Annotated in this window: 16 protein-coding genes; 11 read left to right on the top strand and 5 right to left on the bottom strand. The window is 34.1% G+C overall.

Annotated elements, in window-relative coordinates; genetic code table 11:
• Window positions 1–159 precede the first annotated feature (159 nt).
• The 4 genes from ACK1U5_RS02825 to ycaC form a co-directional block, all read right to left on the bottom strand.
• Entirely contained in the window at window positions 160–1,995 is a 1,836-nt protein-coding gene (locus tag ACK1U5_RS02825; protein ID WP_070756681.1) for an amidohydrolase, read from the bottom strand.
• 13 nt (window positions 1,996–2,008) lie between these two features.
• Complete coding sequence (locus ACK1U5_RS02830; protein WP_000806851.1) at window positions 2,009–2,602, bottom strand: antibiotic biosynthesis monooxygenase; 594 nt, start codon at window positions 2,600–2,602, stop codon at window positions 2,009–2,011.
• A complete protein-coding gene (locus tag ACK1U5_RS02835) occupies window positions 2,599–3,243 on the bottom strand; it encodes a hydrolase (RefSeq protein WP_000067163.1) in 645 nt (214 codons plus the stop codon). The genes ACK1U5_RS02830 and ACK1U5_RS02835 overlap by 4 nt, the downstream gene beginning before the upstream one ends.
• Before the next feature lie 310 nt (window positions 3,244–3,553).
• On the bottom strand, window positions 3,554–4,198 hold the full coding sequence (gene ycaC, locus ACK1U5_RS02840; RefSeq protein WP_274415584.1) for an isochorismate family cysteine hydrolase YcaC: 645 nt from the start codon (window positions 4,196–4,198) through the stop codon (window positions 3,554–3,556).
• A gap of 502 nt (window positions 4,199–4,700) precedes the next feature.
• On the opposite strand from ycaC, the gene ACK1U5_RS02845 reads away from it, so the two are divergent.
• From ACK1U5_RS02845 to ACK1U5_RS02855, 3 genes are all read left to right on the top strand, one after another.
• Window positions 4,701–5,537, top strand: a complete 837-nt coding sequence (locus ACK1U5_RS02845; protein ID WP_087875539.1) for a bromoperoxidase — start codon at window positions 4,701–4,703, stop codon at window positions 5,535–5,537.
• A 386-nt stretch (window positions 5,538–5,923) separates the two neighbouring features.
• Complete coding sequence (locus ACK1U5_RS02850; RefSeq protein WP_000913791.1) at window positions 5,924–7,513, top strand: bifunctional metallophosphatase/5'-nucleotidase; 1,590 nt, start codon at window positions 5,924–5,926, stop codon at window positions 7,511–7,513.
• A 385-nt stretch (window positions 7,514–7,898) separates the two neighbouring features.
• The gene (locus ACK1U5_RS02855) at window positions 7,899–9,056 is read left to right on the top strand and encodes a serine hydrolase domain-containing protein (protein ID WP_087875538.1); all 1,158 of its coding nucleotides are present in this window, start codon (window positions 7,899–7,901) and stop codon (window positions 9,054–9,056) included.
• A gap of 440 nt (window positions 9,057–9,496) precedes the next feature.
• On the opposite strand, the gene ACK1U5_RS02860 is transcribed toward ACK1U5_RS02855, so the two are convergent.
• Window positions 9,497–10,648 carry an anion transporter gene (locus ACK1U5_RS02860; protein ID WP_000659286.1) on the bottom strand — a complete coding sequence of 384 codons (1,152 nt, stop codon included), beginning with the start codon at window positions 10,646–10,648 and terminating at the stop codon, window positions 9,497–9,499.
• A 959-nt stretch (window positions 10,649–11,607) separates the two neighbouring features.
• On the opposite strand from ACK1U5_RS02860, the gene ACK1U5_RS02865 reads away from it, so the two are divergent.
• From ACK1U5_RS02865 to proC, 8 genes are all read left to right on the top strand, one after another.
• On the top strand, window positions 11,608–13,032 hold the full coding sequence (locus tag ACK1U5_RS02865) for an alanine/glycine:cation symporter family protein (RefSeq protein WP_087875537.1): 1,425 nt from the start codon (window positions 11,608–11,610) through the stop codon (window positions 13,030–13,032).
• Between the two features lie 124 nt (window positions 13,033–13,156).
• Window positions 13,157–14,137 carry a glutaminase GlsA gene (glsA, locus tag ACK1U5_RS02870; protein ID WP_000588648.1) on the top strand — a complete coding sequence of 327 codons (981 nt, stop codon included), beginning with the start codon at window positions 13,157–13,159 and terminating at the stop codon, window positions 14,135–14,137.
• Between the two features lie 233 nt (window positions 14,138–14,370).
• Window positions 14,371–15,687 (top strand): sensor histidine kinase, encoded by a 1,317-nt coding sequence (locus ACK1U5_RS02875; RefSeq protein WP_000584794.1) that lies wholly within the window; start codon window positions 14,371–14,373, stop codon window positions 15,685–15,687.
• A 4-nt stretch (window positions 15,688–15,691) separates the two neighbouring features.
• Window positions 15,692–16,636, top strand: a complete 945-nt coding sequence (locus ACK1U5_RS02880) for a response regulator (protein ID WP_044584615.1) — start codon at window positions 15,692–15,694, stop codon at window positions 16,634–16,636.
• A gap of 650 nt (window positions 16,637–17,286) precedes the next feature.
• Window positions 17,287–18,861, top strand: a complete 1,575-nt coding sequence (locus ACK1U5_RS02885; RefSeq protein ID WP_100240310.1) for a spore germination protein — start codon at window positions 17,287–17,289, stop codon at window positions 18,859–18,861.
• A gap of 26 nt (window positions 18,862–18,887) precedes the next feature.
• Window positions 18,888–19,979, top strand: a complete 1,092-nt coding sequence (locus ACK1U5_RS02890) for a spore germination protein (RefSeq protein ID WP_098645470.1) — start codon at window positions 18,888–18,890, stop codon at window positions 19,977–19,979.
• Window positions 19,976–21,169: a Ger(x)C family spore germination protein gene (locus tag ACK1U5_RS02895; RefSeq protein WP_000790799.1), complete on the top strand. Its 1,194-nt coding sequence runs from the start codon at window positions 19,976–19,978 to the stop codon at window positions 21,167–21,169. Before ACK1U5_RS02890 ends, ACK1U5_RS02895 begins: the two co-directional genes overlap by 4 nt.
• Before the next feature lie 324 nt (window positions 21,170–21,493).
• Window positions 21,494–22,312, top strand: coding sequence for a pyrroline-5-carboxylate reductase (proC, locus tag ACK1U5_RS02900; RefSeq protein WP_048568447.1), 819 nt, complete (start codon window positions 21,494–21,496; stop codon window positions 22,310–22,312).
• Window positions 22,313–22,346: the final 34 nt, after the last annotated feature.

Here is a 22,346-nt window from a genome sequence, read left to right on the forward strand (position 1 = left end):
ACGGAGAGAAGGATGTAAAAATCAAATCAAGTTTAAGCTATCAACTCTTTTGTCCTATTAAATAGTAATAGATTCCAATAGAGATATACAATGCTATTTCGAATCTACATATCCTTATTGCAGAAAGAAAACCACCGGCATTATACCGGTGGTTTTAGCTTAGAAAGCAAAGCAAGTACAACCAATACCCCATGTAGTTCCATCTTTTCCTATTACGGTATGAGTGTGTTGATGGAGAGGGTTACTGCAACTATGTAACTTGTTATCATGGGCATCGTGAGAAAGTATAGTGTTGGCTAGGTTAGCACCGCCATAACCATAAACTCCCGTCGGTGACCAGTCAGGTGATGCTGGCGGCAATTCAGGTGATAAATTTTTAAATTCATCATTTCCATACACAACCTGTCCGCCCATAATTGTGAGTAATGATTCAAGGTTTTTGATTTCTTCTTCTGGCACAGTAAAGTAGTCAGCAGACAATACAGCAAGATCAGCAAACTGACCTACTGCAAGGGTTCCTTTTTTACCTTCATCACCAGAGAACCACGCACTTCCTTTTGAATATAATTCCAGGGCTACTTTTCTATCCAGTTTATTTTTTTCATCGTATATCGAAAGTCCACCAATGGTTTTTCCGGCAACCATCCAATAAAGAGCGACCCAAGGGTTATAGCTGGAAACTCTAGTTGCATCACTACCGGCGCCAACAGGTATACCAAGGTCTAACATACGATAAATCGGAGGAGTACGCTTTGCAGCTTCCTTTCCGTATAAATCAACAAAGTATTCACCTTGAAAAGCCATGCGGTCTTGGATGGCAATACCGCCATTTAAAGCCTTAACACGTTCCATGCTACGATCTGAGATTGTTTCTGCATGATCAAACCACCATCGTAGACCATTAAAAGGAATTTCACTGTTAACTTCCTCGAATACATTTAAGAAACGTGTGATTGACTCATCGTAAGTTGCATGTAAACGGAAGGGCCAACGGTTTTCCACCAATAGAGAAATTACTTTCTTTAAGTCAGCTTCCATCATCGTAGCTAGTTCAGGCCGTGGCATTTGAAATTTTTCAAAATCGGCTGCTGAGAATACTAACATCTCTCCGGCACCATTCATTTTATACTTATCAGTTCCTTGACCTGGAGAAACAATTTTTGCCCATGAAGCAAAGTCTTCATATTCATGATTTGGATTTTGCGTAAATAGATTATAAGCAATACGCAAAGTTAATTGTTCCTTCTCGGCTAAATGTTCAACAACTTTGTAATCATCAGGATAATTTTGGAATCCACCACCTGCGTCAATAGCACTTGTAATACCTAATCTATTTAATTCGCGCATAAAATGGCGAGTTGAATTAATCTGGTCGTCAAAATTAAGTGCTGGTGCTTTACCCAAACTTGAATAAAGAATAGAAGCGTTAGGATTCGCAATTAAAAGGCCCGTTGGATTACCTCGTTTATCCCGCTCAATTAAGCAGCCTGGAGGGTCTGGTGTATCTTTTGTATATCCCAGTGCATGCAGCCCAGCACGATTTACCAGTGCTCTATCGTAAAGATGTAGCACAAATACAGGAGTGTCTTCAGAAACGGCATTAATTTCTTCCAAAGTTGGCAACCGTCTCTCTTTAAATTGAAATTCAGACCAACCTCCAACTACCCTTACCCACTGAGGAGCAGGTGTACGCCTTGCCTGTTCTTTGAGCATTTCTAGAGCAATAAAAAGTGATGGCACGCCTTCCCAACGTAATTCCATATTATAATGCAGACCACCACGAATAACGTGTATATGAGAGTCATTCAGGCCTGGAATAGCTCTCTTTCTTTTAAGGTCTATTTTCTTTGTTTTTTCCGTGGCACTATTAAGAAGCTCATCTCCACCTACTGCAGTGACTAAACCATCAGTTATGGCGATAGCAGATACCTCAGGCTGAGAAGGGTCAAGGGTAGTAATTTTTCCGTTATATAAGATCATATCCGGTAAATTCATGTTCACACCTCGTCTACTTTCTATTATTTTGTAACCATGGATGAAATAATTTACCGAAAATCGGCATGACTACCCATGATAGCAAGGACACTATACATACTGAAACAAAAAAGGCCGACATAATAGGATTCATATGTTTTATAATAGGTCCTATCACTTTAGGAACTAACATGCTAAGAGGCCATACACCCAAAAGGGTAACGATAGACATTTTCCATTTTGGCGGTGGAACTGGCGTTTTCGGAGTAACAAACCAATAAGCCAAACTACTTTCAGTTTTGTAACTCGGATTAGTAACTTGAAATTGTTCTGCCGTTTTTAACAAATCCCGGCGAATGTCTGATTCTTGCCAAGCACGTAGATGCTCATACGTATCAAAGCGAAAAATAACAGTATACTCTCTCGATTCGTTATTTGGGACTATTAGATTTACACCTAAATGCCCTGGGAATTTAGTAGCGGCAGCTTCGATTTCATGTCTCCATGTTTCAAACTGTTTTTCTTTACCTTGTTGAATTTCCCATGTAACAATCGTTGTTACTGGATCAGCAGCATCCATCGTGTTCCCTGTATAAGTCTCTTCGACAGCTACTCCTTCTTGTTTCATATTTTCCTGCTTGGAAGCGCGCCGTGCACCATAGTATATGCGTATTCTACTCCTTGACCATAAGCGCCAGTGTGCTCCTTTACAATTTCCATTACAGCATCATAAGTGTCTTTGTGTGCCCAGTCACGTTGGTATTCAAGTAAAACTTGAATTGCTGTCACTGGAATTGCACCAGCTTGTTCTACACGACGCATAGCAGCGTTATGTGCTGTCAGACTAGTACCACCTGAAGCATCATCAACTGCATACACTTCATAGCCAGCTTTCATTGCTTCAAGCACAGGGAATGCAAGGCAAACTTCAGTCCAAAGTGCTGCAAATATTAATTTCTTTCTACCTGTTGCTTTAACTGCTTCAACAAATTTTGGATCTTCCCAAGAGTTCATTGAACTGCGTTCTATAATTTCATGGTTTGGGAATATATCAAGAATTTGTGGCCAAAAATAACCAGAAAAGCTGCGTGTCTCAACTGTAGTAAGAATAGTAGGTACGTTAAAAGTTTTTGCTGATTTAGCAAGTAGCATAACGTTATTAATCAATGTTTGTCTATCAATACTTGCAACTCCAAAAGTCATTTGAGGTTGAAAATCAATCAAAATTAATGCACTGTTCTCCGGATTTAACAATTCTAAATTACTCATAATAAAACGCTCCTTTTTTAATTGTTTAAAATTGTAATCGTAAAAATAAAATTTTTGCTATACCTTTTAAATTAAAAGAGAGTGCTGATTTAATCAGCACTAAATGTATACTATCCATTTTTTTGAAAGTGATTTAAAGCTATTTCTTTGAAATACATTTATCCCGCATTAACGGGCAGTAAGACCCCCACCTCAAAATTCAGCGGAAGCAAAGAAGTTAGGTGGGGGATCAACTGCCTGTAAAAGCCCGATTGGTTCAACTAATAATCAGTGGGGGATGAACAAAACCCCCACTGATTAAAGTTTCACTTTATGCATTTTGTTTACTAAGATCTCGCTGAGCTCCCCTATAGCTTCCAATTATATTTTGATAGCCTGGAAGATTGCTAGCAAGCAAATTGCCAAAACCTTCGACATCGTTGCGCCAATCGCGTTGTAATTCGCAAGCTACGCTAAACCAGTTCATAAGTTGCACACCACTATGTGCCATACGAGTATTGGCAGCATCTGCAATTTGTTTACTGAAAGTTCCTGAAGCATCCGTAACAGCAAATACTTCATATCCAGCTTTTATAGCGGAAAGTGCCGGGAAAGCAACACAAACGTCCGTAACTACGCCTGCGATGATAAGTTGTTTTTTTCCAGTTTCTTCGATTGCTTTTACAAAATCATCATTATCCCATGCGTTAATTTGTCCAGGTCGAGCTATTTTTGGTGCATGAGGAAAGAGATCAACCAATTCTTGCATTAAAGGTCCATTAGGCCCGTTTTCGAAACTTGTTGTTAAAATAACTGGTAAATCAAAAAACTTAGCAGTATGAGCAAGAGCTAAAACATTGTTCTTGAATTCATCAACACCATAGTCACGTACTAGTCCGGACATAAGACCAGTTTGATGATCTACTAAAAGCACAACAGCATCATCTTTGTTAATACGAGAATAGAGATCAGTCATTATGTATTCCTCCTAAAAATTAAGTAATCGAAGAAAGTTTAAATAGTCGGATACTATCATAAGTTTCTTCGTTTATAACTAAGCTGACCAATAATATTGGTTATAGCAGCATTCACAGAACATGAAGTGCTATACAATTTTATAGTATTTGAAAACTGATTCGTTAATCAATTCTAAATTATCTATAATTCGTATAGGTCGTAACTATAGTTGTTTTCACTATAAAATAGATTGGTTTCACCTATACATCCTATAGATAGAACAATATTGATAGTCACCTATTTTTGTTATTACAATTGAATAGGAGTAATGTTCAGTAATTATTTTATGATGAAAAAGGTATTAGAGGGGGGATTGTTCCAAAAGGAGAAAATGAATGCATTGGAACAATAGAGTTTCATACTTAGAGTTCACAACATAAACGTGCATGAATAGGTTATGACATTCATCCGGATTATTGAAGAAAAGGATACATATTAGAATATTTTTTGGAGGTAGAAGCATGGCTAAAATTACTGTAGGAACTGAAAATCAAGAACCAATTGAGATATATTATGAGGATTATGGCACAGGAAAACCAGTTGTACTAATTCATGGTTGGCCGTTAAGTGGTCGATCTTGGGAATACCAAGTTCCCGCTCTTGTTGAGGCTGGATACAGAGTTATAACATATGATCGTCGAGGATTTGGAAAATCATCTCAGCCGTGGGAAGGGTATGAATATGATACCTTTACTTCTGATTTACATCAACTATTAGAACATTTAGAGCTTCAAAATGTCACACTTGTTGGTTTTTCTATGGGTGGAGGCGAAGTAGCCCGGTATATTAGTACGTATGGAACAGATCGTATTGAAAAGGCTGTTTTTGCTGGAGCAGTACCGCCATATTTATACAAATCAGAGGATCATCCTGAAGGGGCATTAGATGATGCAACAATTGAAGCGTTCAAAAGTGGTGTGATTAATGACCGCCTTGCATTTCTTGATGAATTTACTAAGGGATTTTTCGCAGCTGGTAATCGAACAGATTTAGTTAGTGAGCCATTCCGTTTATATAATTGGGATATTGCAGCCAGTGCATCACCTAAAGGAACACTTGATTGTATTACCGCCTTTAGTAAGACTGATTTTAGAAAAGACTTGGAGAAGTTTAATATACCTACTCTTATTATTCACGGTGATTCTGATGCAACTGTACCATATGAATATAGTGGGAAATTAACACATGAAGCAATTCCTAATTCTAAAGTAACGTTAATAAAGGGTGGTCCACATGGGCTAAATGCAACGCATGCCAAAGAATTTAATGAAGCACTCCTATTATTTTTAAAGGACTGATTACAACTATATAATTGTTAATTAATAAATTATAAACAAGTAAAAAAATAAAGCTTTATAAAAGATGCTCTTGGATAAATCCAGGAGCATCTTTTTAATGGTGATATTGAGATGTTAGGTTGATAAATCTCCATTAATTTTGGATTGAATACTCTTCTTAACAGCTAAAATATATTGATTAGAGTTTTTTAGATTTCTTAGAAGTATTGTTATATTACTATCAAGATAATATTTTGAATAATCCTCAAAATAAAGAAATGTTTTGTCAGAAAACAATAAAATCTTATTAATTTTTATAATTAGTTGAATTTTTATAGAAATAATTCTCTTAATATATTAAAATAACATCGTATTATGTCAGATTTTAATTAGGGGAGAGAAATTTTATGTTGAAAAAAATCATTCCAGTTGCTTTAGCATTAAGTACAGTTACTTTTACTAGTGTATTTGCTATGCCTTCAGCCCAAGCAAGTACAGAATCAAACCGCTACATAGATGTACAAATGCTCGGTATTAACGATTTTCATGGGCAACTAGACACTGTAAAAAAAATTAACAATAAAGATGCAGGGGGAATTGAGTACTTAGGGGCTTATTTACGTGATCGTGAAAAACAAAATCCGAATACATTAAAGGTACATGCTGGAGATGTTGTTGGAGCAAGTACTCCTGTTTCAGCATTATTACAAGACGAACCTACGATTGAATTTCTAAATGATTTGAAATTCGATGTTGGAACGATAGGGAATCATGAATTTGATGAAGGTGTTGAAGAAATGAACCGCCTTATTTATGGTGGATACCATGAGAAAACAGGAAATTTTAAAGGGGCAAAATTCCCATATGTTGCTGCAAATTTCTATAATAAATCCACCGGTCGTTTATTTTTACCACCATTCACTATAAAAAAGGTACAAGGAGTTCCTGTTGGATTTATCGGAGTCGTAACAACGGATGTTCCTAACCTTGTTATGCCTACTATGCTAAAGAATGTAGAAATTACAGATGAAGTTGAAGCTATTAACAAATCCGTAAAGCAATTAAAAAAACTAGGCGTTAAATCTATCGTTGTTCTTGCACATAACGGAGGTATAACAGATGGGAACGGCGTAACAAATGGTGATATCGTCCGATTAGCAAATGAGACTGATCCAGAAGTCGATGTTATTTTTGGTGGCCATAGCCACACTTATGTAAATGGAACTGTTAATAATAAACTTGTCGTACAAGCAAATTCATATGGTATGGCTTTTGCTGATGTTGATGTAAAGATTGATCGTAAAACACAAGATATTGTTGAGAAAAAAGCAGAAATTGTTACAACTTATCATGAAGGCATAGAGCCTGATAAAAAAATAAAGAAGAAGATGGAGAAATATCAAGCAAAAATCGCACCTCTTGTTAATGAAGTTGTAGGTAAGTCTATTGCGCCACTAGATCGCAAACTCAATACGGCTGGTGAATCTACTCTTGGAAATTTAGTTGCTGATGCTCAGCGTACAACAATGCAATCCCAAATTGCACTTATGAATCCTGGTGGTATTCGTAATGACTTAGATGCTGGTGATATTACATGGGGAGAGATATATGGTATTCAACCATTCGGAAATCAATTAATAAAAGTAAATTTAACAGGTCAAGACATTCGTGATATTTTAAATCAACAATGGCAAAAAGACATAACAAGAATGCTTCAAATTTCAGGAATCCAATACACTTGGGATGCCAACAAGCCCAATGGAGAAAAAGTAACAAGTATTCGCTTAACGAATGGAGAAGAAATTATTCCTTCTAAAACTTACAGCGTCGTTGCTAACGCATTTCTAGCTTCAGGGGGAGATGGATTTGTATCTTTTAAAAACGGTAAAGATGCTGAAACAGGACCAACTGATTTTGAAGCATTAGTAGATTATATAAAAAAATCAAAAGAACCAATTCAGTCTATTATTGATGGAAGAATTCAAAAGATAAATTAGGTTTTTGTTAATCTTAAAAACAAATAGATTACCTGTGCACTATACTTTTTCGTGTGCAGGTAATCTATTTTTTTGCGTTTTCGGGCACAGATGCTACTTCAACCCTAGTGTACAAGTGATTTTGAATGTAAGGAATTTGTAAGGGATAGGTAAGGAAAAAGAGATTTTCATTGTGTAGGATAAAAATATAAGGAGGCGTGAAGGGGGGATAAGTACGGCATATATATAACAATTAGTAACAAGAGTGTTTTGTGAAAATAATGAGTACAATGATTACAAATGTATTGTTGCCTTTTCATCATTGAGAGAATGGATAGCTGTGTGGCTCGTATATGACACTGCTATCAACTATCTATACAATTTTAATAGAAGAGAGGAATTTTTTATGAAAACACGCAGTAAAATTACATGTGCAAGTCTAGCACTTTTAATAGGTGGAAGTTCCCTGTTATACATAACACAAACATCAGTTGTAAAAGCAGAATCTACGCAAAATGTATCTAGTTCGTTACAAACAAGTACGCAAAGCGATCGTACTTCCGTTAAGAAAGCAATGCGAGATGAACTGCAACTTGGATACCCAGGAATACTCGCTAAAATTTCTAAGGGGGATAAAACTTGGAGTTATAGTGCTGGGGTAGCGGATCTGAAAACTAAGAAACCAATGAAAGCAGATTTTCGCTTTCGCATTGGCAGTGTGACGAAAACGTTCATTGCAACAGTTCTACTTCAATTATCTGGAGAGAACCGTTTGAATCTAGACGACTCCATTGAAAAATGGTTACCTGGTGTTATTCAAGGAAACGGATATGATGGTAACCAGATTACGATCCGGCAAATATTGAATCATACAAGTGGTATTGCTGACTATATAAATTCAAAAGACTTTGATATTACGGATATAAAAAAATCGTATACGGCTGAAGAATTTGTAAAGATGGGGATTTCACTTCCCCCAGACTTTGCCCCAGGAAAGGGTTGGTCTTATTCAAATACAGGATATGTAATACTAGGAATCCTTATTGAAAAAGTAACAGGAAACAGCTATGCGGAAGAGGTTGAAAATCGGATTATTGAACCGCTTGATTTGTCAAATACATTTCTACCTGGTAATTCAAGCGTGATTCCAGGCACCAAGCATGCCCGTGGCTATTTGCAACTAGACGGAGCGAGTGAGCTAAAAGATGTTACTTATATTAACCCAGGTAGCTCGGATGGAGATATGATTTCTACTGCTGACGACTTAAACAAATTCTTCTCTTGCTTACTAGGTGGCAAATTACTGAAGGAACAGCAGTTAAAACAAATGCTTACTACAGTTCCTACAAATAGAGAGGGAACCGGATATGGTCTTGGAATACTTGAAATTAAGCTTCCGAACGGTGTCTCGGTATGGGGACACAGGGGGGCCGTTCCAGGGTTTTCCACTTTTGCTGGTGGAACACTTGGAGGTAAACATACACTCGCTATCAATTCGAACAGTTTAAACCTTAATAACCCGGAAGTTTTTAAAAACATTCTACTTGCTGAATTTAGCAAGTAGGAAAAACGGATAAATTTTGTCATTTGTAATTTCCATCGGAATGGATTACCGCTTGAAAGAGTATAGAGGGATTAAGTATCTATAATTGTGTAGGAGCAGTATTTGCAAAATTAGAAATTGAACTAAATTTAACCATCAAAGATAATATTAGCGGGAAAAATTTGAGGGACATTAAGGATTTTGTGAAGAGGACTTCAAAAATGAAATAACATTGTAATAAGCTATATTTCTATTATTAATTGAAAGTTATTACCCTATAAATTCAGTCATTTATTATATAACTGAGTGCATAAAAAATGAACCGAATTCTAATAAATAACGTAAAAGCTAAAAGAGTTTCGCTTTGGGAACATCTCAAAATAGTGAACATACCTATATTAAAACCCAAATTTCTCAATTTAATGCTGAGAAATTTGGGTTTTTCTAAAGGAATCAATTTTTTAAAAAATTTTTAGAAATTTAAAGATAAAGTATTGTATACATGTAAGTATGATTAAAAATGCAAAGTTGTAAATGCTAAATTTAATTAAATATGCCTTACTCTCTTTAACATTGGCCTGAATGAATAGTTTATAGGAGATTACACTGGCTAAAGATGCGATAATTGTTCCAAGCCCTCCAATATTTACTCCTAGTAATAAAGCTTTCCAATCAGAAGTAAAGTTTGATAGAAGAATTGAAGTAGGAAAATTGCTAATCAATTGACTCAAAAATATGGAACTAAAGAAGACTGAAGTATCTCCTCTTAAATTAGCGCGAGCAAATGTCCCCAGTGCATCGGAATGGGAAATGTTTCCGATAAAAATAAAAAAACAGACAAAGGTTATTAGAAGAAAGTAATCAATCTTAAATAGTAAGTTTCTATCTAACGTAAATGCTGCTATCAGTGTGACTATTAGCGCAATGTAATAATTAATAACACCAAAAATAGATGCAATGATAGTAATAAGTATCAAAATCCAGACGGTAGCTTTTTTTCGATTTTTCACGGTAATAACAGGTAGTTCTATTTTCAAATCTGTTTTTTGAAGTTTTTGAGTAAATATAAATAACAAACTAATTCCAAGTACAGCTAAAAGCAGGATTGAACCTAAAAATGGGATGAGCTTAATTCCATAGTAAGAATATAGGTATAAATTTTGTGGGTTTCCCATAGGCATCAAGCTACTACCGATGTTTGCCGCAATTGTCTGCAGGATGATTGTATCCATCATGTTCATTTGTGTTTTTTTACTAATGACAAGTGTTATTGGTACAAAAGTGAGGAGAGCAACATCATTTGTTACAAACATGGAGCAAATAAAGCATAACAAAATTAGAATAATAGATATTGACCTGCTGTTATTGCATTTATTTAAAATCGCAACGGCAAGTTTGTCTAATATCTTTAGCTGTTCCAAGGCCTTAATGGCCACCATTAGATTAAATAAGCTAATTAACACTTCAAAGTTAATATATTCGATCTTTGGCGAATGTATTAAGCAGCTTACAATTGCTAGTATCAGTGAAATGGTAAGTACTAAATCCTTTTTTAAAAATTCGAATTTCATAAGGAGTCTTTTTTTATTTTGAACGAATACTATTTCTTTCACAATACACCACCTGTAATCTATGTTAGTAAATATACGTTTTTGGGATAACTCGATATTGCTAGAAAAGAGGATGACATAAGGTCCTAAATAAGAGTTTTGTAATGTTTCATCCCTTCAACAAAATCCTTTTTTCTTAGTGTCTTTCATGTTGTAAATATGTGCAATATAGACGAATCCAACTAGGGGGATTAATTGAGAAAACAAATGTTTTTTGTATGATACCATAAATAAATTAAATGTTTTATTTTTTAAATATTCTTATAATATTCCGTTGATTCTTGATTTCAAATACTTTATATGAACTTCTAAAAGAGAAAAAATATGCATGTTTTTATGAAGAAAATAGAGGCTTGTCAAAGGATAGATAGAACAAAATCTGCGACGTTTGGATACTGTATAAAATTCACAAAATCTCACTGTTTTTTTAGATGAAAAATCTTAAAATATTTTTTTGTTTTTATAAAAATCTGTACTTTTTCGTAACATTCTGTACTTTTAATTATAAATTAAAGACAAGCTTCTCTTAGTTAAAGATTGAAAGCGCTTTATAGATTTTTCGTGAAATTTTTACCTAGCCTATTTTTGAGATTAGTAGTAAGAAAGGAGATATTTCCATGTTCTTAAGAAAATTAACAAAAAACCAGTTAATCACTATTGATTATTATGATTTAAATGTAAATCACCGGTAAACGAAACAAACATAATAGTACAACAACATTAGTGGATAAGAATATTAGTTTTGCAGAAGGGGATAGAGCATCGTGTGTATAAATGGTAAGTTTTTAGAAAATTCAGTTTTGAGGTTGCGTGTTGCGATGTTTGTTTAAACAGGCCAATTCTATTAATATAGAAAATTTTTATCCTTGTTGTATTTGAATATGAATGAGGTATTTATGCCAAGGAATATAGGTGATTTTATATAGATTATGATAGATAAATTTTTGGTATGGAGTGATAATATGGAAAGATTTTTTGTAGAGTTAGTCGGATCAACAAATGATTTTTTATGGTCTAAATTGTTAATTATTATGCTTGTTATTTGCGGAATTTATTTTACATTTAAATTGAATTTTGTACAGTTTCGAATGTTAAAAGAAATGGTCCGTGTATTAATGGAGGGGAAAAGTGGTTCTAAAGATCAAATCTCTCCTTTTCAAGCGTTTTGTATTGGTATGGCAGCCCGCGTTGGAACAGGGAATATCACAGGAATTGCGATTGCAATTGCATTAGGTGGTCCTGGAGCTGTATTTTGGATGTGGATTATTTCTATTATTAGCTCGGCCTCCAGTTTTGTCGAAAGCACATTAGCACAGATATATAAAGTAAAAGATAAAACTGGTTTCCGCGGTGGTCCATCCTATTATATGGAAAAAGGGTTGAATAAACGTTGGATGGGAGTATTATTCTCTATTTTAATCACAATTACTTTTGGTCTTGTATTCAATTCAGTACAATCAAATACAGTTACAATTGCTTTTCAAAACTCATTTGGTACAGATCGTCTAACAGTTGGGATAATCATGGCTATTGCTTTCGCTGCGATTATTTTTGGTGGTGTACAACGTATTGCAAAAATGGCTGAATACAAGGTGGTATTTTTAGCAGTATTATACATTGGAGTTGCATTATTTGTTGTAGTTACCAACATATCAAAAATGCCGGAAGTTCTTTCTCTTATTGTTCAAAACGCATTTGGTTTTCAACAAATAGCAGGCGGTTCAATTGGTGCAGCACTTATGAATGGAGTTAAACGTGGTTTATTTTCAAATGAAGCTGGTATGGGAAGTGCACCAAACGTTGCCGCAACAGCAACAACAAGTCATCCGGTGAAACAAGGACTGATTCAAGCATTTGGTGTATTAACGGATACACTGATCATTTGTACTAGCACTGCCTTTATTATTTTGCTGTCTGATGCATATAAACAACCGGGGTTAAATGGTATTGCACTTACACAAGCAGCATTAAGTGAACACATAGGTCCTTGGGCATCGGGTTGTCTTGCTATCTTTGTTTTTTTATTTGGATTTGGTGCGTTAATTGGCAACTATTATTATGGTGAAACAAATATTCGCTTCTTACATACAAGTAAAGTGTGGTTAATGATATACAGAATAAGTGTGTTGGCTATGATTGTATTTGGTTCTGTTGCAAAGGTTCAAATTGTATGGGATTTAGCGGACTTATTTATGGGCTTTATGGTTATTATTAATTTAATTGCTATTACCTTACTTTCAAAAGTAGCATTTGCGGCGTTACAAGATTATATAAACCAGAAAAAAGCTGGTAAAGATCCTATTTTTTATAAAGAAAACATTAAAGGGCTTGAAAATATTGAATGTTGGGATAGTTATGAGAAAACTTCAAAAAAGAAAAGTGTGTAATAAGAAGGATATTCAGACTGCAATATGTCTGAATATTTTTCTTGGTTCTAGTGCAAATATTATTGATTATAGTAAAGAAAAAATCATTCTATATAAAGTTAATAGTACGGGGGAATATGATTAAATGATAAAGGATTCTAGCGTTCAAGTTGAGGGTCAAGAAAAAGTTTGTTTAGATCAATGGGTAGCTCATTATCGAGCGTATGCAGCTAAGGGACGAAGCGCCAGTTATATTCCTGCTCTGGGGGAAATAAATGTATCGCAGTTAGGTATTTGTATAGTAAAGCCAGATGGAACAATGATAAAATCAGGAGATTGGGAGATACCTTTCACATTACAAAGTATATCAAAAGTAATCGGTTTTATAGCCGCTTGTTTAAGTCGCGGTATTTCTTATGTATTAGAACGAGTTGACGTAGAGCCAACTGGAGATGCCTTTAATTCAATTATTCGTTTAGAGATACATAAACCAGGAAAACCTTTTAATCCTATGATCAATGCTGGAGCGATTACGATAGCTTCACTTTTGCCAGGGACATCGGTGCAAGAAAAATTAGAATCTCTATACGTATTAATTGAAAAAATGATAGAGAAGCGTCCCGCTATTAATGAAATAGTATTTCAATCAGAATGGGAAACGGCTCATCGTAATAGAGCATTAGCATACTATTTAAAGGAGAATGGTTTTCTAGAATCAGATGTGGAGGAGACACTAGAGGTTTACTTAAAACAATGTTCGATTGAAATAAATACAGAAGATATTGCCTTAATAGGGCTTATACTAGCACATGATGGATATCATCCTATTCGCAAAGAACAAGTGCTCCCTAAAGAAGTAGCTAGGTTAACAAAAGCTTTAATGCTAACTTGTGGAATGTACAATGCTTCTGGAAAATTTGCTGCTTTCATTGGATTACCAGCTAAGAGTGGGGTATCCGGTGGAATTATGACACTTGTTCCCTCAAAATCTAGGAAGGATTTATCGTTCCAAGATGGATGTGGTATTGGTATTTACGGACCAGCCATTGATGAATATGGGAATAGTTTACCAGGAATTATGTTGTTAGAACATATTGCAAAAGAATGGGATTTAAGTATATTTTAAAAAGGAGCACAGATATTTTGGTGTTAGAGCGAGTCCAAAAGTGTTCAGACCTTATATTGTGTCTGAACATTTTTGAGTTATAAAGTATCTTTCTAAAGTAGAAGGGTGTAATGAATACTCACAATCTATAATGCTTTCGTTTACATCTTATTTATCAGTTTTTGAAAAAAATAGAGTAAGTATTGTATTAATGCAAATAGGTTTGTATACTGACTGTTAGGCGAAAGTGAGAAGTGATTATTTTGAATCTTAGTAATTTAGTAAAAAAAGACATCTATATTCTCGTTTTAATGATACTTACAGTACCCTTAGTAGGTGAAATAAAGTCATTTCCTTTAAATGAAACATTTAGAATGAGCTTTGGCGCACCAACATTTTTCTTTTTTTTGTTATTGTTTCGACGAATTCCAGCATTTTTACCGGGTTTTTTAACAGCGATAGTCGTGGTAGTATTTCGTATCTCAATGGATGTCATTATAAAGGGAAATATGGATTGGCTAGCCGCTTTTCATACTCACTATCCTAGTTTTTTCTTTTATTTTACTTATTCGTATCTCTTTCATTTAGCAAAAATCAAACGTTTTTATCATCAACCACTAATGATTGGTTTTATTGGTTGCATGATTGAAATACTGTCAGACTGTGTGGAATTAATGATTCAATATTTCGTATTAAAAACATCGATCACATCCGAGGCAATAAATGAGATTATTGTTATCGCATGTTCCCATAGTTTTATAGTTCTAAGCTTTTTCAATATGATGAAATTGTATGAAGCGCAATCAAGGGAGAGACATATAAAGAAGCAAAATGAACACATGCTCATGCTTATCTCTAATTTATATGAAGATGCTGTTCATTTAAAGAAAACATTACAAGATGCTGAGAATATAACAAAAAAATCCTATGATTTATATAAAACCTTAGACTCTTTTGAGCACAAACAGATGGATTTTCAGTTTGGGGATTTAAGGCAACAGGCATTACAAATTGCTGGTGAGGTCCATGACGTTAAAAAGGATAACCAACGTATTTTTGCGGGACTTTCAAAACTAATTTCTGATGAAAGTTTTACAGATTATATGTCTGTACATGAACTAGTAAATATCATTATACGGGCAAATACGAAATATGCACGGTTGCTAGAGAAAGACATCCAATTTGTGTATAAAATTGATGGTGTGCATTCTCATTATCATATTTACACAATCTTATCTATTATAAATAATATCGTTACAAACGCTGTAGAAGCTATCCAAGGTATGGGAACCATCACAATTGACATTAATAAAGACCACCATTTTGTTGAATTTCAAATAGGCGATAATGGTCCTGGTATTTCTTCAAAATATAAAGATTCAATTTTTGAGCCTGGGTTTACTTCTAAATATGATGATTTAGGCAACCCATCGACAGGTATCGGATTATCGTATGTTAAAGAAATGGTCGAACAACTTGAAGGTGATGTTACGCTTGAGGACAGAACCGAAGGAAAAGGATCAATTTTTATAATTAGATTAGGGATTGATCATATAATTTCGAAAGGGTGATTCTATGTATTTTTATATAGTAGATGATGAAAAAGCGGTTCGCTCAATGTTGGCTCAAATTATCGAGGATGAAGATCTTGGGGAGGTTATAGGAGAAGCTGAGGATGGTTTATCTTTAGAGCAACAAATGCTAATCCTTAAAAATATAGACATTTTATTTATCGATTTGTTAATGCCGATTCAAGATGGAATAAAAACAATCCGTCAAATAAAACCTTCGTTTAAAGGGAAAATCATCATGGTCTCTCAAGTAGAATCAAAAGAATTAATTGCTGAAGCTTATTCGCTTGGTGTTGAATACTATATTATTAAGCCAATTAACCGGATTGAAGTATTAACAGTTGTTCGGAAAGTCATTGAACGAATTCGTTTGGAAAAATCGATAAAAAACATTCAAGAATCGCTTAATATGGTACTAAAATTAGATAGTAATTCAAGTACGCAAGAAAAATACCGTAATGAAAAACATTTAAATACTTTTAATCATTTTCAAAATTCCATTCATTTTCTTTTGTCTGAATTAGGAATAGCCAGTGAAAGTGGAAGTAAAGATTTGATGGATATGCTAGATTATTTATATAAATATGAACAAGATAACACGTTGGAACAAGGCTTTCCCTCACTAAAAGAGATTTTTATGAATTTGGCTCAAAAAAAACTTGGGGATTCAGCTGAAGATGCCGAATTAAAAAGGTTCATAGAAGCTTCCAAACAACGGATTCGGAGAGCAATTTATCAATCATTAAACCATTTAGCATCCCTTGGACTTACTGATTTTTTAAACCCGAAGTTCGAAAATTATGCTTCTAGATTTTTTGATTTTACTACCGTAAGGAGAAAGATGACAGAATTGAATAATGAACCAACATTACCTGCTCGTATTGATACGAAAAAATTTATTCAAGTTCTTTATTTTGAAGCAAAACGAATACACTTGGAGTTAAGATGATAAACTCTTGCTAAGTATTATTTTCAATTGATAGATTGATAATAGTTTTTCTTTTTATTCTCCTTTATTTCATATTAGTTTTAAAATCAGAAAATTCCGTATCGATTTGCTAGAAGTGTATGAACTTAGAACAAAAGAATATGTATTTTTTACACATTAATATTCATTTAAAAACGAGTATTTCCAAAATAAAATATAACTACATAGTAAGTTGAATTTAAAAAAAGATGCTATCTTCTAGCATCTTTTTTTCTTTAAGAGGAAATATCATTGATCCTTATATTATTTGAAATTCAAATGCGGGCATATAAATAAGGGAAAAGGAGATAATATTTAACAAATTATAATTGGAAATGGTATTTTAGGTCAGAAATGTTTTTATACTAATTAGGTTATTTGTACTAAATAAGCATAATGTCTCGCTTTTCTGTTCTTTAATCTTATAGTTATTTTTTATTAAGTACATATCGTTTTTTAGAAATCTCAATCCTAGCAGAGTATATAAATTGGGTGATAAAAATGTGGAACATAATTACCTCTTATCTTCCAGATTGGAAAGTCTTTGTACAAGCTTTTATCTTGTTTTTAATTCCGTATACTATCTCAAGATTTTTTCATTGGGTTCGTATGTCAGAGAAAGAGTGGGAAGAATGAGTTGGTGGAAGTCAAGAGACAAACAAGTGAAAAAAAATAATATTCAAATTAAAACGAAACAAGAGCATAAACTATCTCAAAATGCAAACGTTCATTTCACAAATGATTTTGCCTCTAACTTAGAACTTATAAAGCAACAAATCGGACATAATTCTGATGTTCGCTTTCGGAAGTTTAATATTGGACGCACAGATATTCAGGCTGGGATCGTTTTTGTTGATGGCCTATCAGATAAAGAGATAATTGACAAACATATTATGAAATTACTAATGGATGATTTTTCTGATGAATATAAAAATGAATCTTCTTATGTGGAGGGGACTGTTTCAAAAGAATATATTAAAAATAAAGTTCTTACAATTAGTGAAGTAGCAGAAGTCCATTACATAAAAGATTTAATACCCAAAGTATTGATAGGTTCAACAGCTCTTTTAATTGATGGTTTAGCAGATGTGTTTATTCTTGGTACAACAAAAGCAAATAAACGAAACATTGAAGAACCAGTATCGGAGGCGTTAGTCAGAGGGCCACGGGTCGGTTTTACTGAAGTATTAAGTGATAATACCTCACTTTTGCGACGACATTGTGCGGATGAGAGCTTATCATTAGTAAAGCTACCAGTAGGAGAACGTGCAAAGAAAGAGTTAGTTGTCGCATTTATTAAAGATCTTGCTAGTACAGAATTGGTGGATGAAATAAAAAACAGAATTCAGAAAATTGACATAGACAGTGTACTCGAATCTGGTTATATAGAGCAACTCATTGAAGATAATTATCTCAGTCCTTTTCCGCAGATTCAAAATACAGAACGGCCTGATCGTGTTATTAGTGCTTTAATGGAAGGTCGAGTAGCTATTTTGTTAGATGGAACACCATTTGTTTTAATTGCTCCAGTTACATTTAGTATGCTGCTGCAATCACCAGAAGATTATTATGAAAGGTGGCTTCCTGGTACGCTTCTCCGCTTATTACGCTTCATGACAGCTTTTGTTTCATTATTTGCCCCAGCACTATATATTTCTTTTATTTCATTTCATCCAGGATTAATTCCCACTAAGCTCGCTATTTCTATTATCGGATCGCGAGAAGGAGTTCCTTTTCCCGCTTTAATAGAAGCGTTAATTATGGAAGTAGCTATCGAAGTTTTGCGAGAAGCAGGTTTACGTCTGCCTAAACCGATTGGGCCTGCAATGGGAATTGTGGGTGGTTTAATAATTGGTCAGGCTGCCGTAGAAGCAGGAATTGTTAGTCCAATAATGGTTATCGTTGTTGCGGTAACAGCTATTTCTTCTTTTACTATTCCGCAATATAGTGTGGGAATTACGTTACGCATTCTTCGTTTTATAGCTATGTTTTGTGCTGCGATATTTGGCTTGTATGGAGTTATTCTCTTCTTTCTTTTACTTTGCAGTCATTTAGTGAAACTGAAAAGTTTTGGCGTTCCTTATACCAGTCCTGCTGTTCCATATCGATTTAGTGACTGGAAAGATTTTATGGTTCGCATGCCATTAAAAATAATGAGACGTCGACCGAAAATAATGCATACCAAAAAAAATATCCGCAAAAGGTAGCTGATGACGAAAGGAAGTGGCCTTCAGTGATTACTAAACTTAAAGACCGAATAACAACTTCGCAAGCAGTTGTTATTATTGTAAATTACATACTTGGGACAGGAATCCTCACTTTGCCCAGAGCATCTGTGGAAAAAGTGAAAACACCAGATGTATGGATAAGTGTGATATTAGGTGGAATACTGGCAATGGTTTCAGGAGTAATTATGGTCAAATTAAGTCAGCAGTTTCCAGAAAAAACATTTTACCAATACAGTCAAGATATTGTAGGGAAATGGATAGGCAGGTTGCTTAGTTTTCTTATTATAGGGTATTTTCTTACAACTTCAGCATTTCAAATTCGTTCAATGGCAGAAGTAATAAGCTTTTTTTTGCTCGAAGGAACCCCCACATGGGCTATTGTTATGCCTTTTATGTGGATAGGTCTCTATTTGATTATGAGTGGTATTAATTCAATTGCACGGATGTTTGAAATAATATTTCCTATTACTGTTTTTATTTTTTTAATCATTTCCTTTATGAGCATCGGAATATTCGAGATAGATAATCTCCGTCCCGTATTGGGTTTGGGGATTAAACCAGTGTTAGATGGGATAAAAACAACGTCTCTCGCATATACAGGTCCTGAAATTATGTTAATTCTTTTGGTATTTATGGAACAACGAAATAAAGCAGTAAAAGCTATTTTAGTTGGAATTTCTATTCCGTTAATCTTTTATGTAATAACTGTTGTAATGGTCATTGGTGCATTATCAATTGATGGGGTTGTAACAAGAACATGGCCGACAATTGACCTTATGCGCAGTTTTGAAATTTCTGGATTGATATTTGAACGTTTTGAATCTTTATTGCTTGTAATATGGATTATGCAAATATTTGCTACCTATACGATTAGTTATTATGCAGCTGCATTAGGATTAGCACAACTCTTTAAAAAGGGAATTCATCCGTTTATTTTTGCTTTGATTCCAATCATTTACATCATTGCTATGACTTCGAAAAATATAAATGACTTGCTTAAATTGGGGGATATGCTCGGTAATGCTGCTTTATTTTTATTTGGTTTACTGCCACTGCTTCTTCTTATTATTACGCGATTAAAAGGAGGAGTAGTGTGAAAAATAAATTTAATTATATGCGGTTCTATTTGGCTTTGTTATGGACGCTTTTGCTTCTATTTTTAACAGGATGTTGGAGCAGTAAAGAAGTAGAAGAGTTGAGTTTAACTGCAGGTATAGCACTAGATAAAGGGAAGGATTCAACAATTGAGAAAGAGGATGAGGAAGGAGGTTATCCTAAAAGAAATCTTATAACAGCTACTTATCAAATTGTTAGTTCGCAAGCACAAAGTAAAGGAAATGGACAACAAAAACGTTATATAAATGTTTCTGAGACCGGTGATTCCATTCATCAAATTGTTCGTGAGTTTTCATTGAAAAGAGAGAGCACAATGTTCAGCCCACATTTAAAAAACATTGTTATTAGTGATAGTCTTGTACGTACATTCAGTTTAGAACAATTACTTGAACAGTATCTCCGTGACAATGAAGTTCGGCTTAGCTGTATGCTCTTAATTAGCAAGGGTCTAGCGAAGGAGGTACTGGAATCAAACAAAAAAGGAGAAATCCCAGCATTTCGTTTGTCTGGAATTGCAGATAATAGAAATAGAACAACAAGGATTTTACCTCCTGTATCGCTCGCTAAATTGGAAGGGAAGATGCGGTCAGGGTCCAGTTTTCTTTTGCAAAATGTAATCTCGATAAAAGGGGAAACAAAATTTGCAGGAGCTGCTGTAATTAAAGGGAAGACAAAAAAGTTGATGGGCTTTTTAAATGAACAGGAATTGGAAGGAGTAGTATGGATAAATGGAAAAAGGAATGGTGGTGTGGTAAAAACTTTTGATAAAGAATCAAAGAAACTCATTATATACGAAATAAAGTCAATAAAAAGCAAAATCATACCACATGTTAACGGAAATAATATTTCCTTTGATGTAAACATTGAATCAGAAGGGCGTTTGTCTGAAAATTGGATGCAATCAGGAAAAGATTTTGAAAATGAATTTTTAAAAAGGGAAGAAAAAGCTATTGAAAAAGAAGTAAAGCACTTAGTACATCATGTTACAAAAAAAATACAAAAAGAATACCAAGTCGATATTGCGGGTTTTGGCAACCAATTAAGAATTAAACACCCGAGAACATGGGAGAAAGTCAAAAAAGATTGGGATCAAACATTTAGTAAAGTACCGATTAAATATCATATAAATGTAACTATACAAGATTATGGAGCGTCAAGTTTAAAACGGTGAGATACATTAATTGAAATTATATTTACATCAAAACAAAAAGTTATAAAAGTTTTAATTTGAAAATTTTTGTAACTTTTTGTTTTTTTATGTCCTTCTTATTATAGATTAAAGAAATGATTTTATCCCGCTATTTGCCGGGCAGTAAGACCCACACCTCAAAATTCAGCGAAAGCAAAGAAGTTATTAGAGGTATATGTAAGCTCTATATAGGAAGGAGAATTTTGAAATTCTATTGATAAACCAAGTAATTGTAATAGCCCTTATTTAGAATAATAATTTCAAAATCAATAAAATTTAGAGTAGAAGGAGCAAGAGCAAATTATTATGAATAAACAAATAGGATTCATCGGATGTGGAAACATGGGTATTGCTATGATAGGTGGGATGATTAAAAAAAATATAGTTTCTCCAGATCAAATAATTTGTTCAGATTTAAATGTTATTAATTTAAAAAATGCTAGTAATGAATATGGCATAACTATAACTACTAACAACAATGAAGTCGCTAACAGCGCTGACATTTTAATTTTATCAATCAAACCAGATTTATACTCATCGGTAATTAACCAAATAAAAGATCAAATAAAAAATGATGTAATCGTTGTAACTATTGCTGCAGGAAAAAGTATTAAGAGCACTGAGAATGAATTTGGTAGAAAGTTAAAAGTTGTTAGAGTAATGCCTAATACACCGGCACTTGTTGGAGAAGGAATGTCTGCGTTATGTTTTAATGAAATGGTTACAGAAAAAGATATAAAAGAGGTACTGAACATATTTAATATTTTCGGCCAGACGGAGGTTATAAATGAAAAACTAATGGATGTTGTTACATCTATTAGTGGTTCTTCTCCAGCATATGTGTATATGTTTATAGAAGCCATGGCAGATGCTGCTGTACTTGGCGGTATGTCGAGAAAACAAGCTTATAAATTTGCTGCTCAGGCTGTATTAGGTTCTGCAAAAATGGTATTGGAAACAGGAATACATCCAGGTGAATTGAAGGATATGGTTTGTTCTCCAGGTGGAACGACGATAGAGGCTGTAGTAACGCTAGAAGAAAAAGGTTTAAGAACAGCTATCATTTCAGCTATGAAACGTTGTACGCAAAAATCTATGGAAATGTCTAGTTTAACTAGTAAGTGAGAAGCGAATTTATATAATATTTTAAATCTATTTA

Source organism: Bacillus sp. XB1 (assembly GCF_053557995.1).

Bases quoted from the DNA above. Each gene is read 5' to 3' on its own strand.
- ACK1U5_RS02880 (WP_044584615.1), top strand. From the start codon at position 15,692: ATGTATTTTTATATAGTAGATGATGAAAAAGCGGTTCGCTCAATGTTG.
- ACK1U5_RS02885 (WP_100240310.1), top strand. From the start codon at position 17,287: ATGAGTTGGTGGAAGTCAAGAGACAAACAAGTGAAAAAAAATAATATT.
- ycaC (WP_274415584.1), bottom strand. From the start codon at position 4,198: ATGACTGATCTCTATTCTCGTATTAACAAAGATGATGCTGTTGTGCTT.
- proC (WP_048568447.1), top strand. From the start codon at position 21,494: ATGAATAAACAAATAGGATTCATCGGATGTGGAAACATGGGTATTGCT.
- ACK1U5_RS02865 (WP_087875537.1), top strand. From the start codon at position 11,608: ATGGAAAGATTTTTTGTAGAGTTAGTCGGATCAACAAATGATTTTTTA.
- ACK1U5_RS02850 (WP_000913791.1), top strand. From the start codon at position 5,924: ATGTTGAAAAAAATCATTCCAGTTGCTTTAGCATTAAGTACAGTTACT.
- ACK1U5_RS02845 (WP_087875539.1), top strand. From the start codon at position 4,701: ATGGCTAAAATTACTGTAGGAACTGAAAATCAAGAACCAATTGAGATA.
- ACK1U5_RS02855 (WP_087875538.1), top strand. From the start codon at position 7,899: ATGAAAACACGCAGTAAAATTACATGTGCAAGTCTAGCACTTTTAATA.
- glsA (WP_000588648.1), top strand. From the start codon at position 13,157: ATGATAAAGGATTCTAGCGTTCAAGTTGAGGGTCAAGAAAAAGTTTGT.
- ACK1U5_RS02835 (WP_000067163.1), bottom strand. From the start codon at position 3,243: ATGAGTAATTTAGAATTGTTAAATCCGGAGAACAGTGCATTAATTTTG.
- ACK1U5_RS02825 (WP_070756681.1), bottom strand. From the start codon at position 1,995: ATGAATTTACCGGATATGATCTTATATAACGGAAAAATTACTACCCTT.
- ACK1U5_RS02830 (WP_000806851.1), bottom strand. From the start codon at position 2,602: ATGAAACAAGAAGGAGTAGCTGTCGAAGAGACTTATACAGGGAACACG.